We start from the raw sequence: 16,585 nt of genomic DNA on the forward strand, positions 1-16,585 counted from the left end.
TTCTTCCTTCTGTGGTCTCACCGCACCCGGAGGGCGGAGTCGAAACTGTGGAGAGCCGTCCTATTTAGAGGACGACAGGGCGTCGGCGCCGCCGACGATCTCGGCAATCTGCTGCGTGATCTCGGTCTGGCGAGCGTTGTTGGCCAGACGCGTGTACGTCTTGATCAGGGTGTCAGCGTTGTCGCTCGCCGACTTCATCGCCTTCTGGCGAGCCGCGTGCTCCGAGGCCGCCGACTGCAGCATCGCGTTGAAGATGCGGCTCTCGACGTACACGGGCAGGAGGCGGTCGAGGACCGTCTCGGGGTCGGGCTCGAACTCGTACAACGGATAAAGCTCGCTGTTCTGCTCCTGGGCGCCCTCGACAACCTCGAGCGGCAGGAGTCGGACGACGGTCGGCTGCTGGGTGACCATACTGACGAAGCGGTTGTAGACGAGGTGGATCTCATCCACACCGCCCTCCTCGTCATCGAGGTTGTACGACTCGACGACCGCATCCGCAATTTCCTTCGCCGTCTCGAACACGGGCTGGTCGGTGCCGCCCGTCCAGACGCGGACGCTGGCCCGCTTCCGGAACGAGAAGTACGCATTTGCCTTTCGGCCGACCAGGTAGAAGACGACTTCCTTGCCCTCACTGCGCAGCAGTGCGGCCAGCTCCTCGGCCTCCTTGAGCACGCTCGACGAGAATGCGCCGGCGAGCCCGCGGTCGGACGTGAAGATGACGATCGCGGCCGTGTCCAGCTTCTCGCGCTCGGTCGTGAGCGGGTGCTCGACGTTCGAGTAGGTCGCGACAGCGGACACGGCACGCGTGATCGCGTTCGAGTACGGCGCCGCGGCGGCGACGCGGCTTTGCGCCTTCTGGATGCGCGAGGCCGAGATCAGCTCCATGGCCCGAGTGATCTTCTTGGTCGTTTGGGCCGAACGGATTTTCGACCGGTAGACCCGAAGTTGCGCTCCCATGTGTCTCCTGTTGTCCTCAAAGTGGCGAATCGTCGGGATGACGGGGTCAGCGACGACCCTTGACGATCTTCTCCTGGCCGACCTCATCGGCCGCGATTGCCCGGTGCTCCTCGCGCCCGACCGAGGCGAGCGGCTTGCCCTCGCCGGTCTGGAATTCGAGCTTAAAACCGTCGACGGCGCGGGTGAGTTCGGCGACGGTGTCGTCGGAGAGCACGTTCGTGTCGCGGAGGGTGCTGAGAACCTGCGTGTTGCGGCCCAGGTAGTCCAGAAGCTCGCGCTCGAAGCGCAAGACATCAGGCACCGGCACCTCATCGAGCTTGCCGTTCGTGCCGGCCCAGATCGAAACGACCTGCTCCTCCACCGGATACGGCGAGTACTGCGGCTGCTTGAGCAGTTCGGTGAGGCGGGCGCCACGGGCGAGCTGACGGCGCGAGGCGGCGTCGAGGTCGGAGGCGAACATCGCGAACGCCTCGAGTGAGCGGTACTGCGCCAGCTCGAGCTTGAGCGTGCCGGAGACCTTCTTAATTGACTTGACCTGGGCGTCACCGCCGACGCGCGAGACCGAGATGCCCACGTCGACCGCCGGACGCTGATTCGCGTTGAAGAGGTCGGACTGGAGGAAGATCTGGCCGTCGGTGATCGAGATCACGTTGGTCGGGATGTACGCCGAAACGTCGTTGGCCTTGGTCTCGATGATCGGGAGCCCCGTCATCGAACCGGCACCGAGTTCGTCGGACAGCTTCGCACAGCGCTCGAGCAGACGGGAATGCAGGTAGAAGACGTCACCCGGGTAGGCCTCGCGTCCCGGCGGGCGGCGCAGGAGGAGCGACACGGCGCGGTAGGCCTCGGCCTGCTTCGACAGGTCGTCGAAGATGATCAGGACATGCTTGCCGCCGTACATCCAGTGCTGGCCGATGGCGGAGCCGGTGTAGGGGGCGAGGTACTTGAAGCCGGCGGGGTCGGAGGCGGGGGACGCGACAATCGTCGTGTATTCCATCGCTCCGGCGTCCTCGAGCGCGCCCTTCACCGAGGCAATGGTCGAGCCCTTCTGGCCGATGGCGACGTAGATGCAGCGGACCTGCTTGTTCGTGTCGCCCGACTCCCAGTTGGCCTTCTGGTTGATGATCGTGTCGATCGCGATGGCCGTCTTGCCGGTCTGGCGGTCACCGATGATGAGCTGACGCTGACCGCGCCCGACGGGGATCATCGCGTCGATGGCCTTGATACCGGTCTGCAGCGGCTCGTGGACCGACTTGCGCGACATGACGCCGGGGGCCTGAAGTTCGAGAGCGCGGCGGCCGACGGAGGCGATCTCGCCGAGTCCGTCGATCGGGTTGCCGAGCGGGTCGACAACGCGGCCGAGGTAGCCGTCGCCGACAGGGACCGACAGGACCTCGCCCGTGCGGGTGACCTCCATGCCCTCCTCGATGCCGGAGAACTCGCCGAGCACGACGACGCCAATCTCGTTCTCGTCGAGGTTTTGGGCGAGGCCCAGAACGCCGTTCGAGAAGCGGATGAGCTCGTTGGCCATGACGCCGGGGAGACCCTCGACGTGGGCGATGCCGTCGGCGGCGTCGATGACGTAGCCGACCTCAGTGGTGGAGGCCTTGCCCGGCTCGTACGACGAGACGAAGTCCTTCAGCGCGTCGCGGATCTCATCCGGGCTGATGGTGATATCTGCCATGGGAATTCCTATTCGTTGGGTCCGTGCGAGCCGAAAGAGGTCGTCGGGGCCTGACCTGGATGGTGCGGGGGTCGAGGGCAGCGCCCTCTGAGGATACGTGCGTCCGCTAGGACGCGAGTTGGAGTTTCAGGTCGGACAGCCGTGCGGAGACGGTGCCGTCGATGACCTCGTCGCCGACGTGCAGGCGCATCCCGCCCAGGAGGGCAGGGTCGACCACGACGGTGACGGAGACGGGACGACCGTACTGGCGCGTGAGCGCCGTGCGGAGTCGGTCGAGCTGCTCTGATGGGAGTGGCGCTGCAACCGAGACTGTCGCGAGGATGTATCCGCCCTGGTCGGCGACCAGACCGGCGGCGAAGCGGACGAGTTCCGGCACCCGCCGACCGCGCGGGTGCGCAATCAACTGCCGGAGGATCGCCAGCGACTCGGCAGACGCCTTGCCCTCGAGCAGACGCTGCACAAGGGCAAGCTTCGAGGCGGCCGAGGCCAGCTTGCTCCCGAGGGCAAGCTCAAGCTGCGCGTCCGACGCGACCACAGCGCCGAACGCGTGCAGCTCCGTATCGAGCGAGACGCCAGGCGTGACGGAGGAGGCGATCGCGCGGATCCCCACCTCCTCGATGCCCGCGACGAGTTCGGCGGCGCTCGACCAGCGGTGACTCGCGATGACGGTCAACAGCCGGATGGCTGAGGTGTCGAAGCGCCCGAACACGCGGGCGACCAGGGCCCGTTTGGTGCCTGCCTCGACACTCGGATCCACAAGGGCGGATCGCACCTGCGCCTGAGCGTCGATGACTCGAGCCGCCTCAAAGAGCTGCTGCGCCGCCTCGAGCGGCACGGAGCCGTAAAAAGCAGAGACCTCCGCCTTCGCAGCCGCGAGCGCCTGTCTAGACGCGCTGCCCATCAGTTACTCGCCTTCTCCGAGGCCTCGAGGTCGGCGAGGAAGCGGTCCACGATCGCGGACGCCTTCGCGTCGTCAGTGAGGCTCTCGCCTATCACGCCGGAGGCGAGATCGATTGCGAGGGTTCCGACTTCGGAGCGGAGCGAGACCACTGCGGCCTGACGGTCCGCCTCGATCTGGGCATGCGCGTTCTGGAGGATGCGCTCGGCCTCGACCTGCGCCTGCTCCCTCTTCGCCGCCACGATCGCGTTGCCATCGGCCGTGGCCTTCTCGCGGATCACTCCGGCCTCGGCGCGAGCGTCAGCCAGTTGAGCGGTGTACTTCTCGAGGGCGGCCTCAGCCTGGCGCTGGGCCTCATCGGCCTTCGCGATGTTCCCCTCGATGGCGGCGGAGCGCGCGTCGAGCAGCTTCTGCAGGCGCGGCAGGACCAGCCTCCAGAAGAAGAACAGCAGGATGAGGAAGATCACCCCCGACCAGAAGAAGTCGTAGAACTCCGGGATCAGAATGACCGCGGGGACGTCACCTTCTTCCGCAGCGATGTTCACAGCGGTACCGAACACGACTACGCCGCGAAGATGAAGTAGGTGGCGAGGCCGATGAGCGCGAGCACCTCGGTGAACGCGATGCCGAGGAACATCGTCGTCTGGAGGCGGCCGGCCATCTCCGGCTGGCGCGCCATGGCCTCGACGGTCTTGCCCGCGACGATGCCGACACCGATACCGGGGCCGATCGCTGCGAGGCCGTAACCGACCGTCGCGATGTTGCCGGTGAGTTCGGCGAGAACGGTGACTGAGTCCACGAGTGGGTCCTTTCAGTGGGGTGGTCGTGAGAACGGGCGGGAGCCCGTGAGTAGTGGGGTCAGTGCTCCTCGGCGACGGCCAACTGGATGTAGACCGCGGCGAGGAGGGTGAAGATGTACGCCTGAAGAACGGCGACGAGGAGTTCGAACAGCGTGAACGCGCCGCCGAAGGCGAACGTCACGACACCGAACAGCTTGAAGCCCGGGTCGACCTGAGAACTGAAGAGGAAGAACTGCGTGGCCGAGAAGCAGAGCACCAGGAGCAGGTGCCCGACGATCATGTTCATCACGAGTCGCAGCGCGAGCGAGAGCGGACGGATGATGAAGGTCTGCAGCAGCTCGATCGGCGTGAGGATGAAGTAGATCAGGAACGGCGCCCCGGGCGGGAACAGGGCGTTCTTGAAGAAGCCCATCCCGCGGTCCTTGATGCCCGCGTAGATGAACGTGACGTACGCAACCAGTCCGAGGAAGAGGGGCATCCCGACCACGGACGTGCCCGCAATGTTGAGGAACGGCACGATACCGGTGAGGTTCATCGAGATGATCGCGAAGAAGATCGTCACGAGGATGGGGAGGAACCGGCGGGCATCCTTCTCGCCGAGGATGTCCTTCGCGATCGTGACGCGCACGAAGTCGAAGGCCATCTCGACGACGCTCTGGAAGCGGCCGGGCACGAGGCGCAGCTTGCGCGTTCCGAGCCAGAAGAACAGCATCAGAGCGATGACCGCGATGAAGCGGACCAGCATGACGCGGTTGATCTCGAAAGGGGTCCCCTCGAAGAGGAAACCGGGCGGGAAGAACTCGGAGATCGACGGGGTGTGGAAGTCACTCTCACCGGTCGAGGACGAGACCAACAGGTTCACAGCGTTAGCAAACAGCGCTAGCTCCTGGAATTCGGGGCGTGGTACGTGGCAACCGATCGAATCGAATCGTTCGGACACAACGCTCTCGCGACGACGAAAGGTGGGGTTTTCCGCTCGGACGGCGTTCGTGCTCGACGACCGACATCAGCGATGAGACGACCTGGCGGCACGTTCGCCTGCGGGATTCGTCCCTACTGTAGCAACAGAACGGCCTGGGAGCCGAATCGTTGTCCTCTCAGGAAGCGTTCGGCCCGTGCTCATCGAGCGATGTCACTGACGTGCGGGAGACGCGAGCGCGAGACCACGACGACGTCGATGACCAGCGAGCCGAGGACGGCGACGATAATCGTGACGAACATCGCCGTGCTGTTCAGCCAGGGCTGATCCCGCAGGACCAGCGCCGCGATGACGAACAGCACGAACTTAGCGAGCCAGGTCCCGAGAACGACGGCGAAGAAGCCGCCGATGTCGAGCCGGTTCGCCACAAGGATGCTCGCCGCGGTGAGCAGAACCATCACACCGCCGACGATCGCGCCCAGGAGGGATCCGATCGCACCCTCTCCCCCGGCGGCGAACCAGCCGACGACGGTGCCGACAACCGCCAGGGCGAGCACGAAAATCCCGCCAATAACGAGAGTGCGCCGTAGGACGGGCACCGAGGCGGGTGGCCGGCGGGGGGTGGCCGGGGAGGCTCCGGTCATGATGCTTCCTTCCGCGCCACAGGCGGCGCCGTCGTGTCCCGGTCGTCCGGGAAGTCGACCGATGGACGGAACCGTTCCGTCGCGGATGCGCGGTCGAGGGGATCGAGCACGGGAGACGCCTCCGCGGACTGCGCGGCCGCTTCGAGCTTCTTGCGGCGACTGAGCGGAGCGAGCGTGACCACGGTGCACACCAGAAGTCCGACGCCGAGGAAAACCAGCGGGATCCACAGAACAGCGGCCACGAACATCAACAGGCAGCTAACCGCCACCACGGCGGTCCAGGCGTAGAAGATCAGCACGGCGTGCAGATGCGAGTGCCCCATGTCGAGCAGGCGATGGTGGAGGTGCTTGCGATCGGCGCTGAACGGTGATTTGCCGGCACGCAGGCGGCGGATGACGGCGAGCCCGAAGTCCATCAGGGGAACCACGAGAATCGCGAACGGCAGGATGATCGGGATGAAGGCGGGCAGCAATTCCTTCGCCTTGAGCTGCGCCGGGTCGATCTGGCCCGTGACCGCGATCGCCGATGTCGCCATCAGCATTCCGACGAGCAGTGCGCCACCGTCCCCCATGAACATCTTCGCGGGACGCCAGTTAATCGGCAGGAAACCGGCGCAGGCGCCGACGAGGACCACGGCAATGAGCGACGCGAGGTTGAAGTAGTCGGTCGGCGAAGTCTGCTTCACCAGCAGATAGCTGTAGAGGAAGAAGACGCCGTTGGCGATGAGGGCGACGCCCGCTACAAGACCGTCGAGGCCGTCAATGAAGTTCAGGGCGTTGGTCACCAGGACGATCGCCAGCACGGTGATGATGAGCGACATCCACGGCGAACCCACGGTCAGACCGCTGATCGGCAACGAAACGATTTGCACGCCCTTCCAGGCGATCAGCCCGGCGGCGATCATCTGGCCGGCGAGCTTGGTCGTCCAGTCAAGATCCCAAATGTCGTCTGCGACACCAATGAGGACGATCAGCAGGCTGGCCCCGAGGATCGCGAGGATTGGCGTGGGATTCGCGTACACCAGGCGGAAATAGGGCAGCTGGGAGGCGATCCCGAAACCGACGAGCATCCCAAGGAACATCGCGATACCGCCGAGGCGCGGGGTAGGCCTGGTGTGCATGTCGCGCACCCTGATCTTGGGGTAGAGCCGGTACTTCAGACTGAGCTTCCAGATGACCCACGAGAGTGCTCCGGTCACAAGCGCGACGGCGAGCGAGACGAGCGCGAAGGTGATCACAGGTTACTCACCCGGGACGGAGTCGCTGCGCGGGGCGCCGTCCGTCGCCGCGTCCTGCAGGCGCGCTCCTGAGGCCCAGTCCGGGCGGGCGGCGGCGGGCGGCGCAGCAGCGGGCGCGGTTCCGCTCTCCTCATCGATCCGAGGTGCATCCTGCTCGGATAAAGCGGCATCGTCCTCGGTCACGACGGCATCGGGGTCGGCCAGCAACTCACCGACGACCTCGCGAATTCGATCGGCCGACACGACGCCCTGGCGCAGAATGCGCAGCGTGCCACCCTCGAAGCTGAGCGCGGTGGCGTCGATGATCGTCGACGCCTCGCTCGCGCCCGTCGAGCGCTCGGTATAGCGGGACCCCGTGGTGCCCGCGTCGAGGTAGACATCGACGGAGTCGCCGAGCTGGTCCAGCGCATCCTGCGCAGTGGTTGCGGAGGGTTGCCCCGTACGGTTAGCAGACGACACGGCGAGGGGGCCGGTCTCTGCGAGCAGCTCGATCGTCACCGGATTGTCGGGCATTCTCAGGGCGACGGTGCCGCGGGTCTCCCCCAGGTCCCAGATCAAGGACGGCTGCGCATGCAGCACGATCGTCAGGCCGCCGGGCCAGAAGGCTCGGGCGAGATCGCGTACGGTCTCAGGAACGTTCTCGGCCAGCGCGTCGAGCGCGGCCAGGTCGCCGATGAGCACGGGCGGCGGTGACTGCCGGGTCCTGCCCTTCGCATCCAGCAGGCGCTGCACTGCGGACGCATCGAAAGCGTTGGCCGCGACGCCGTAGACAGTGTCGGTGGGGATCACCACGAGCTCGCCGCGGGCGATGGCCGTCCGAGCGAGACGGGTGCCGGTCAGGAGGTCCGTGTCGACGGAGCAGTCGTAGATGCGTGCCATAACAAACCGATGATACCGGCGCACCGTCCGCACGGCGGGTGCCCGACGTGTGTCGTCCGAAAGGGGGTCAGATTCGCGCCTAGATCACCGTCCCTTCGCGACTGCGCCACCTCATCAGACGCGGGCAGCGATTAGGGTCTTGCAGCGTGCAGATCCTTCCCTTATTTACCGTCCGCAATGCAGTCCTCATAGGCCTGACTGGTGCAGCGCGCGCGGTCCGAGTCGGCGCATGAAGGGCATCATTCTGGCCGGTGGCTCCGGCTCGCGGCTATGGCCGATCACCAAGGGCATCTCGAAGCAGCTGATGCCGATCTACGACAAGCCGATGATCTACTACCCCCTGTCGACGCTGATGATGGCGGGTATCGACGAGGTCCTCGTGATTACCACACCCGAGTACAACGACCAGTTCCGGGCGCTGCTGGGAGACGGGTCGAGCCTCGGGATGCGCATCGAGTACGCGGTCCAGCCGTCGCCCGACGGGTTGGCACAGGCGTTCCTGATCGGGGAGGACTTCATCGGCGACGATTCGGTCGCGCTGGTCCTGGGCGACAACATCTTCCACGGGACCGCGCTTGGCACGGCCCTGACGGCGAACACCTCCGTCGAGGGAGCCGTGATTTTCGCCTACCAGGTCGCCGACCCTCGAGCATACGGTGTCGTCGAATTCGACGACCAGTTCCGCGCCGTGTCGATCGAGGAGAAGCCGGAGCATCCTCGGAGCACCTACGCGATTCCCGGACTCTACTTTTACGACAACGATGTCGTGGGTATTGCGAAGACGATCCTCCCCTCCGCGCGTGGCGAGCTAGAGATCTCGACGGTTAATGAGCGCTACTTAGAAGCTGGCACTTTAAACGTGCAGGTTCTCGACCGCGGTACCGCCTGGCTGGACACCGGCACCTTTGACTCGATGATCGAGGCGACGGAGTTCGTCAGAGTCGTGGAGCAGCGCCAAGGCTTCAAGATCGGCTGCATCGAGGAGGTCGCTTGGCGCAACTCCTGGATCGACGACGCTCAGCTCGCCGAGCTGGCGGCTCCGCTCGCGAAGAGCGGCTACGGAGCGTACCTCCAGCGCCTGCTTGAACTCCCGGCCTCCACGATCGGACGCTGACGCTGAGCGCGCGCTAGCGTCGATCGGGCAAGCACCCGCCTCCTCACCCCCACTCCCCCTTCTCGACTCAGTAGGAGCACTCGTGCGTATTCTCGTCACCGGTGGCGCCGGCTTCATCGGCAGCAACTTCGTCCATCTCACCCTCCGTGAACGTCCGGATGCGCAGATCACCGTGCTGGACAAGCTCACCTACGCCGGCAATCGGGCGTCCTTGGCTCCTGTGGCCGACCGCATGACGCTCGTCGAGGGCGACATCGCGGACGCCGAACTCGTTGACAGGCTGGTCAGCGAGAGCGACCTCGTCGTGCATTTCGCGGCGGAATCGCACAACGACAATTCGTTGAACGATCCGACCCCGTTCCTCGAGACCAACATCGTCGGCACCTTTACGCTGCTGCAGGCTGTGCGTGCCCACGACGTCCGGTACCACCACATCTCGACCGACGAAGTCTACGGTGATCTCGAACTCGACGACCCGGCAAAATTCACGGAGCGGACCCCTTACAACCCCTCGAGCCCCTACTCGTCCACCAAGGCCGGCAGTGACCTGCTGGTGCGCGCCTGGGTGCGCTCTTTCGGCGTCAAGGCGACCCTGTCGAACTGCTCGAACAACTACGGCCCCTACCAGCACGTCGAGAAATTTATCCCCCGCCAGATCACCAACGTCATCGACGGGATCCGCCCGAAGCTCTACGGCGCAGGTGAAAACGTGCGCGATTGGATCCACGTCGATGACCACAACAGCGGTGTCTGGGCAATCATCGAGGGCGGCACGATTGGCGAGACCTACCTCATCGGAGCCGACGGCGAGAAAAACAACCTCGAGGTCGTGAGACGGATCCTTGCCGAGTTCGGCCAGGCCGAGGACGCCTTCGATCACATCACCGACCGCCCCGGGCACGACCTCCGCTACGCCATCGACTCGACGCGCCTGCGCACCGAACTCGGTTGGACCCCGCGCTACACCGACTTCGAATCAGGCCTGGCCGCAACAGTGCAGTGGTACCGCGAGAACGAGTCGTGGTGGCGTCCGCAGAAGGCGGCGACCGAGGCCAAGTACGCGGCCCAGCCGAAGCCATCTGGCAACACCTCACGAGCAGCACGAGGCGAGTGATCCATTGACTACAAGAGATCGGGCCTGGATGAAGCTGGAGTCGACCGCCGTCGTTGAGGGGAACGGTCGAGTGGTCGTCCTCGAACTCGAGCATGTCGGCTCGCGCCCCGTCGTGCTCGAAGGGACTGCCTTCACAATTTGGAACGAGATCGACGGCTCGTCCGACACAGATGCAATCGTTCTTCGTTTGTCAGACGATCTTGGATTTCCTCCCGATCAGATCCGACCCGACGTCGAGCGTTTTCTCACCCGACTCCAAAAGGAACACCTCATCGCGAGCACGAGCAGCCTCCCTGTCGCCCGGGAACGGCGAAGCGCATGACCGAGCCGATCACCCTTGACATTTCCAGCGCCACGCAGCTCGCCTACGCGCTCACCGCGCACGTCGCAGCCGAAATCGGAGTGCGGTCGATTTGCGTCAAGGGGCCTGTGCTCGCTCAACAGGGTCTGCGCTCGCCTCGCGTCTCGAGTGATGCAGACGTTCTGGTCGATCCCGAGGGGATGGACTCTCTCGTCGAGGCCCTGCGCGCCCGCGGCTGGAAAGAACGTTTTGTTGCCAACGTGCCGCGCATTCTCAGCAATCACGCCCGAACGCTGTTTCACCCGGAGTGGCCGTGCGACATCGACGTCCATCACAGCTTCCTTGGGTTTCTCGCTCCCGAGCGGGAGGTCTTCGAGGTCCTGTGGGAGCGCCGACGGACAACGCGGATCGCGGACACCGAGGTCTTGTGTATGGACCCCGTGGCAAACTCCGCCATGCTCGCTCTTCATTGTCTGCGCGAAATGCATGTGCTTCGCAATCGGTCGGAGTTTGCCGAACTTACCGCCGCGTGGGACCATTCTCGAAACGAGCTGGAGCTAGATCCAGAGGATCTCCTTTCGCTCGCGCGCAAGACAGGATCGGTCGAAACGCTGCGTCCATTCTTGACCCGTATCGGCGTGGACGCCCCGGTCGCTCCCTTCGACACGAAGGCGTTCGCCGCCTGGACACTGCACACCTCGTCCGTGGCAGCCGGACGCGCGGCCGCCTGGCTCGCTGCTATCACCTCCTCCCCCTGGGAGAACCGCCCTCGTCTTCTCGCACAGGCGATCCTTCCCCCGGCCGCCGAGTACAGACTCGAGCATCCTGAAATCGGCCCCAGAAAACTCAGTCTCGCCCGTGCCATGCTCCGTCGAACAATGAATGGTGTCCGGGCCCTTCCGCCTGCCTTGCTACAACTTGCGGAGGCACGACGACTTCAGAACCTAACCATCATAGGTTCGCCGATGGCGGTCACGCCTACTACGCGAACCCGCCCGGTCCCCTTATCAAGCGAGCCACCGAGAGGCCAAGACGGAATGTCGAAGTCCGTTGCAATCATCGGAACCCGAGGGTATCCGAGCTTCTATGGCGGCTTCGAGACTGCGGTCAGACAACTAGCGCCCTACCTCGCCGAACGGGGGTGGGACGTCACGGTCTATGGACGAGACGGATCGACCGATGACGACAATCCCGCTCGTGATCACCGAGTACGCACCCGGATAACGCGGGGAATTGAATCAAAGTCGTTGAGCACGCTGACCTATGGGCTGACGGCATGCATCGATGCGGTACGCAGGAAGCCCGACGTGGCCCTTGTGATGAACGTCGCCAATGGGTTCTGGCTGCCAATCCTCCGGGCTCGAGGTATACCGACCGTCACTAACGTCGATGGCATTGAATGGGACCGCGCGAAGTGGGGTCGGCTAGCGAAAAATGTCTTCCGAAGCGGTGCAAAGGCAACTGCAATATTCGGAGACGAACTGATCTACGACGCTGTCGAGATCGCCCGCCGTTGGAAAAAGGACTTTAAGCGAGACGGGTCTTTCATCCCATACGGCGGTGACGACCCGGGGGCGCTACCCGAGGTAGAGGGGTTCCCGCACCGTGGGTACGTCCTCCTCGTCGCTCGGTTCGTACCCGAGAATACAGTCCCTGAATTTCTCGAGGCTGCGGCCACACTCGGCCGAAATTGGCCGGTCGTCATCGTCGGATCCTCAGGGTACGGTGACGAGCTTGACCAGAAGGCGGCGTCACTTGCGGCGGCGGAGAAAAACGTCACCTGGCTCGGGCACGTCAGCGATGATCGCCAGCTGTTCGCTCTCTGGCAGCACGCCGGTGCCTACTTCCACGGACACAGTGTAGGAGGAACCAACCCGGCGCTCACGCAAGCCATGTCCTGCGGTGCACCGACGGTCGCTCGAGACACGGTGTATAACCGCGAAGTTCTCGATAGCACTGGCGAATTCGTCGCACCCTCTCCGGAGGCTATAGCTGCATCGATAGACGCGCTCATGAGAGATCCGGAGCGCCAGGAGCGGATGAGTGCGGCCGCCTACGCACGTGGGCGTGAGCGATATTCGTGGGAAGTAGTCTGCGCAGCCTACGAAGACGCACTCCTCGGCCAGCTGGCTAGAAAACGTCGCGCGCGATGAAGACCAACCAGGCCAACGCGCGATCACTTCGAATCGTGCCGGAACTTCGCGCCGTACACATCGAGCGTTACTTCGAGACAACGCCCGCGAAGATGATTTATTTTAAACGCAATTATGATCTCGAAGGAACCACCGTTCCACCGGGCATCGAACAGAAGAACCTCCGGGACCTCGCCTCGCTTTTCTGGAATAGTACTGCGCAGATCCTCGAAATACCGGAGCCTCTCTGGGTACGATTCCTCCCCACTAGCGCAGTGATTGCTTTTCTTTTCAAGACCACGGGGGCGCTCAGATCACGTCCTCGACTCATTGCCACATATGCGATGGAGAATAATGATTTGGCAAAACTGATCGGTGGGCGGCGCCACGTCCCCCGGGGGGTCAGCAAGGCGTTCTCATTATGCGTCGGCGCATACATGCGGATTTTCGTTGACCGAATCGCTTTTGCGAGCCGCGGCTCATCGGACCTGTACACCTCGCTGCCGTTCGTCCGGTTCATCGATCACGTGACAATCGAAGAACTCCCCTCACCACGCGCAGAGCAACGGGACGAAGAGACGAGACCTGCTGCCGTCTTTGTAGGCGCCTTAGAGGAGAGAAAGGGAATCATCCCACTCACTGACGCCTGGGAGCACGTGGAGGCCACTGTCCCCGGTGCAGTGCTGACCATCGTCGGCCCAGGCCTCCTCGCTCCCCGAGTGGAACAATGGGCCCACGCTCGCCCCTCGAGTCGCCGATACACTGGCCAACTAGCATGGTCCGAGGTTCTCGAGTTTCTGCCAACAAACCGAGTGTTAGTTGCTCCTTCCATTCCGGAGGGACGCTGGCGTGAGCAGATCGGGTTGCCTATCAAGGAGGGTCTCTCTTTTGGGCTCACCGTTGTTACGACACAACAGACTGGGCTCGCGAACTGGCTCGAGGATCGCGGCCATACCGTTATTCCTATCGATAACGACCCTCAGCAATTCAACCATCTGCTCGCCGATGCGCTTATCAACGCTCTCGACGTTCCTCTCCCCCGCGTAGAGGTACGAGCGAGTCTCCCTGCTCGCGAAGGTCGCTACGAGGCGGACGCCTGGATGCATAGGAGTGCTCAATGATGCGTGCCGCGAAACCAGGTAAGCCGTCGATTGCAATCGTCAACCCGCTCGGGGGGACTCTCCTGCACTACACCGCTGCGCTCGCCCGGCTCCTTCGAGACGAAGGCTGCGAGGTCACGATCCGCTCGGTAAACGAGCCCTCGGTGAAGGACACCTCTCGAATCGCCTGGGTGCTTCAGTACATGCGTGCCGTCGCACTCTCGGCACGACCACTCTTGTCGTCGTCCCGGCCCCTCCTCATCGTGACATGGCCAGTTCTCGGATACCTCGATGTCCTGGCCCTCGCGACGCTGAGGATCCTCAAGATCGACGTGCACGTGGTGATGCACGACCCAGAACCGCTGGTCCGCGCGACCGGATACACCGGTCTTTGGCGAAGCCTAGCCCGTCTTGTCATGAACAGGGCTGGCTTGATTATCCACAGTCGTCCCGCGCAAGACGTCCTTGCCAGGCAGGGGCTCGCCGCACAAGCGGTCCTATTGCCTCACCCGGTCTTACCTGCCGAAAGTCTTCGGACGAGCGTCCGGGGTCGAACAGTCCGAGTGCTAGGTCAGTACAAACCTGACCGAGATGTCGAGCTACTAGAGCGGATCGCAGCCGCGGCAGCCGGGCAGCTCGAACTCGAGATATGGGGCCGAGGATGGCCATCTGTTGAAGGGTGGGACGTGCATAGTGAATACCTTTCAGAGGACCAACTCGATGAGCTCCTCCGCGGAGCCAGTGCGATCGTCGTCCCCTACCGTCGTTTCTACCAAAGTGGCATAGCGATCCGGGCGTTGGAATGTGGTACTCCGTTTGTCGGCCCCGCTGACAGCAGCCTTGCCGACCTCTACCAGATACCGACCCCTCTCCTCATCGAGGCCGGGAAGTTGCACATAGCGGAACGTTGGCTCCTCGCGCTGAAGGCGGCTGAAAACATGAAAGACGAGGAACTGGCGGGACTCACTCGCACCGCGGTCGAACGGACGTCCAGGGCATGGCGCCGCTGGCTCTATCCCTTGGAGAACCTCTCGTGAACCGCCAGGACCAGTACGTCGTCGTCGGCCTCGGCCGCCAATCAGTCGACTACGACACCACATGGCTAGCGCAACCGGAGATAGCAGGAATCGTGCGGTTCGCCAGGGCAGCTCCGCAAGGGCGTCGGTTCGGCTCTCGCGCACTTGGTCTCGGCATCGACGCAGTAGTAGGAGCGGCCAAGGCGCGTGTACTTCATCCGCGCAGTCGCTATCTCGCGCTGAACCCGTGGACAGCGGCGGCCCTCCGTATTCTCGGCAGCCGGCGCGTGGCCGTCACGGGCATCTACGCGAGCGAGGGAACACGAAGTTGGAAGGCTCTTCGCGCCATCTTGGGCAGCAGCCCCATCGTCGCCACCGTAGAAGTCGAGTCCACCGCCTGGAACAGGAGCGGTGGGCTCAGCACACACGTCCTCTACGGAACGACCTTCGCTTACCCGCGTCGGCGCATCGACCACGCGCGCACGACCATTTTCATCGGGGGATCATCCGACCGCGACACTGTCCAGATCGATGACATGGTCGACGCAGTGAAGGCGTGGAGCAGACCAGTACGTCTGATCATCTGCGCAGGTCGCGAGAAGCCGCTTTGGGAAAACGGATCCGGATCCTCAATCGAGCAACACGGCTATCTGAGCCAGCAGATGTTCGGCGAGCTTCTCTCCCACTCCGACGTCGCCTTCCTGCCCCTGAAACGTCATGATCGAGCCGCAGGACACATGGTGGCGGTCGGCGCTCTCCAGTGCGGAATTCCCGTAGTAACCTCTCCCTCGATCGGGATGACCGGATATGTCGATGGGCGCTTCGTACGGGAGACGCTCACTGATCTTCCCCTGCTCGAACACCTGGAAAATGTCGGTCTTAGCATGCGTTCGCATAATGAAGAAATAGCTCAGTATTGGAGGACCCACTTCTCCCGTGAGGTCAACGTGCGCAACGTGCTCGATGCTTTTCAGTCGCTTCGCTCCCGCATCTCACCGATGGGTGCGGCACGTTGAAGTTACCGATCCCTCGAGACGCGCTCCGCTGTGCCCTTTTTCCGGCTACAGCTCAGTTATTCTGAATCGATCTTTTTTCTCCGCGTTCGGAGGAGCCTGCTGCTTAGATTCGAACTCGCACGACCCGTAGGAGCCTCCGCGCGGCGTGCTCGCCTTTCTCGAAGGGGTCTAGTCAAAAACCACCGGAAGGTCCTTGATCCGGCGCGCAGGAACGCCGACATACAGCCCATGGGGTAGCGTCGATTCTTTGACCACCGCCCCAGCGGCAATCACACATCCCTGCGCCAACTCAACCCCAGAGAGAATTGTCGCACCGCTTCCCACGAAGACACCATCGTGGACCACAATCCGTGCCGATCGCCCCGCTCCTGCTCGAGCCCGCGGATCCCTCGTGTCGTGGTCGCTGTTGATAAATAGCACACCGACCCCGATACCGACCCTGGATCCGATGCTCACACCCTCTCGATTGTCAAAGATGCATCCGTAGTTGACAGTACTCAACGGGCCAATCGAGAGACGTGGCGAGCGAATGATTACTGATGGGCGGATACGAGCACTTCGGTCCACGCGCATTCCTGCGAGCCGATATATAACCGTCCGGCCGATCGCACTGACAGAGTGGGAACCCGCAAGCCCATTCACCACGGCGGCCCAGATGACCGAACGTGATTCACCAACGTCAATGGCAAGGGAGCGAGAAAGACGTGCGACCTTCGACAACATATTCTAACCCTCCCTCAACTCAATCGTTTTTACAATTCCACAGCCCCACA

Annotated in this window: 17 protein-coding genes; 7 read left to right on the plus strand and 10 right to left on the minus strand. The window is 63.4% G+C overall.

Annotated elements, in window-relative coordinates:
* Nucleotides 1-60 precede the first annotated feature (60 nt).
* From HRF29_RS03690 to HRF29_RS03730, 9 genes are all read right to left on the minus strand, one after another.
* Complete coding sequence (locus HRF29_RS03690; RefSeq protein WP_173244759.1) at nucleotides 61-957, minus strand: F0F1 ATP synthase subunit gamma; 897 nt, start codon at nucleotides 955-957, stop codon at nucleotides 61-63.
* A gap of 46 nt (nucleotides 958-1,003) precedes the next feature.
* Complete coding sequence (atpA, locus tag HRF29_RS03695; protein WP_173244762.1) at nucleotides 1,004-2,641, minus strand: F0F1 ATP synthase subunit alpha; 1,638 nt, start codon at nucleotides 2,639-2,641, stop codon at nucleotides 1,004-1,006.
* A gap of 106 nt (nucleotides 2,642-2,747) precedes the next feature.
* On the minus strand, nucleotides 2,748-3,542 hold the full coding sequence (locus HRF29_RS03700) for a F0F1 ATP synthase subunit delta (protein ID WP_173244765.1): 795 nt from the start codon (nucleotides 3,540-3,542) through the stop codon (nucleotides 2,748-2,750).
* Nucleotides 3,542-4,099 (minus strand): F0F1 ATP synthase subunit B, encoded by a 558-nt coding sequence (locus tag HRF29_RS03705; protein ID WP_343043634.1) that lies wholly within the window; start codon nucleotides 4,097-4,099, stop codon nucleotides 3,542-3,544. The genes HRF29_RS03700 and HRF29_RS03705 overlap by 1 nt, the downstream gene beginning before the upstream one ends.
* Nucleotides 4,100-4,101: 2 nt before the next feature.
* Nucleotides 4,102-4,338, minus strand: a complete 237-nt coding sequence (locus HRF29_RS03710; RefSeq protein ID WP_055794702.1) for an ATP synthase F0 subunit C — start codon at nucleotides 4,336-4,338, stop codon at nucleotides 4,102-4,104.
* Between the two features lie 59 nt (nucleotides 4,339-4,397).
* Complete coding sequence (gene atpB / locus HRF29_RS03715) at nucleotides 4,398-5,201, minus strand: F0F1 ATP synthase subunit A (RefSeq protein ID WP_173244768.1); 804 nt, start codon at nucleotides 5,199-5,201, stop codon at nucleotides 4,398-4,400.
* A gap of 257 nt (nucleotides 5,202-5,458) precedes the next feature.
* The gene (locus HRF29_RS03720) at nucleotides 5,459-5,902 is read right to left on the minus strand and encodes a Cg1360 family ATP-synthase-associated protein (RefSeq protein WP_173244771.1); all 444 of its coding nucleotides are present in this window, start codon (nucleotides 5,900-5,902) and stop codon (nucleotides 5,459-5,461) included.
* Nucleotides 5,899-7,140 carry an MraY family glycosyltransferase gene (locus tag HRF29_RS03725; RefSeq protein ID WP_173244773.1) on the minus strand — a complete coding sequence of 414 codons (1,242 nt, stop codon included), beginning with the start codon at nucleotides 7,138-7,140 and terminating at the stop codon, nucleotides 5,899-5,901. Before HRF29_RS03725 ends, HRF29_RS03720 begins: the two co-directional genes overlap by 4 nt.
* Before the next feature lie 3 nt (nucleotides 7,141-7,143).
* Entirely contained in the window at nucleotides 7,144-8,019 is an 876-nt protein-coding gene (locus HRF29_RS03730; protein WP_173244776.1) for an L-threonylcarbamoyladenylate synthase, read from the minus strand.
* A 229-nt stretch (nucleotides 8,020-8,248) separates the two neighbouring features.
* Here HRF29_RS03730 and rfbA point away from each other — a divergent pair, with 229 nt between their 5' ends.
* From rfbA to HRF29_RS15100, 7 genes are all read left to right on the plus strand, one after another.
* Entirely contained in the window at nucleotides 8,249-9,133 is an 885-nt protein-coding gene (rfbA, locus tag HRF29_RS03735) for a glucose-1-phosphate thymidylyltransferase RfbA (protein ID WP_173244779.1), read from the plus strand.
* Between the two features lie 82 nt (nucleotides 9,134-9,215).
* Nucleotides 9,216-10,247: a dTDP-glucose 4,6-dehydratase gene (rfbB, locus tag HRF29_RS03740; protein WP_173244782.1), complete on the plus strand. Its 1,032-nt coding sequence runs from the start codon at nucleotides 9,216-9,218 to the stop codon at nucleotides 10,245-10,247.
* 28 nt (nucleotides 10,248-10,275) lie between these two features.
* The gene (locus HRF29_RS15445; RefSeq protein WP_425503089.1) at nucleotides 10,276-10,569 is read left to right on the plus strand and encodes a PqqD family protein; all 294 of its coding nucleotides are present in this window, start codon (nucleotides 10,276-10,278) and stop codon (nucleotides 10,567-10,569) included.
* Nucleotides 10,566-12,701 carry a glycosyltransferase gene (locus tag HRF29_RS03750; RefSeq protein WP_173244788.1) on the plus strand — a complete coding sequence of 712 codons (2,136 nt, stop codon included), beginning with the start codon at nucleotides 10,566-10,568 and terminating at the stop codon, nucleotides 12,699-12,701. The genes HRF29_RS15445 and HRF29_RS03750 overlap by 4 nt, the downstream gene beginning before the upstream one ends.
* The gene (locus HRF29_RS03755) at nucleotides 12,698-13,801 is read left to right on the plus strand and encodes a glycosyltransferase (RefSeq protein ID WP_173244791.1); all 1,104 of its coding nucleotides are present in this window, start codon (nucleotides 12,698-12,700) and stop codon (nucleotides 13,799-13,801) included. Before HRF29_RS03750 ends, HRF29_RS03755 begins: the two co-directional genes overlap by 4 nt.
* Nucleotides 13,798-14,817, plus strand: a complete 1,020-nt coding sequence (locus HRF29_RS03760; RefSeq protein ID WP_173244794.1) for a glycosyltransferase — start codon at nucleotides 13,798-13,800, stop codon at nucleotides 14,815-14,817. Before HRF29_RS03755 ends, HRF29_RS03760 begins: the two co-directional genes overlap by 4 nt.
* Entirely contained in the window at nucleotides 14,814-15,812 is a 999-nt protein-coding gene (locus tag HRF29_RS15100) for a glycosyltransferase (protein ID WP_173244797.1), read from the plus strand. Before HRF29_RS03760 ends, HRF29_RS15100 begins: the two co-directional genes overlap by 4 nt.
* A 168-nt stretch (nucleotides 15,813-15,980) precedes the next feature.
* Here the strand turns inward: HRF29_RS15100 and HRF29_RS15450 are convergent, their stop codons facing one another.
* On the minus strand, nucleotides 15,981-16,535 hold the full coding sequence (locus HRF29_RS15450) for an acyltransferase (RefSeq protein WP_425503090.1): 555 nt from the start codon (nucleotides 16,533-16,535) through the stop codon (nucleotides 15,981-15,983).
* Nucleotides 16,536-16,585 lie beyond the last annotated feature (50 nt).

Source organism: Rathayibacter agropyri (genome assembly GCF_013249015.1).
Lineage (GTDB): Bacteria > Actinomycetota > Actinomycetes > Actinomycetales > Microbacteriaceae > Rathayibacter > Rathayibacter agropyri.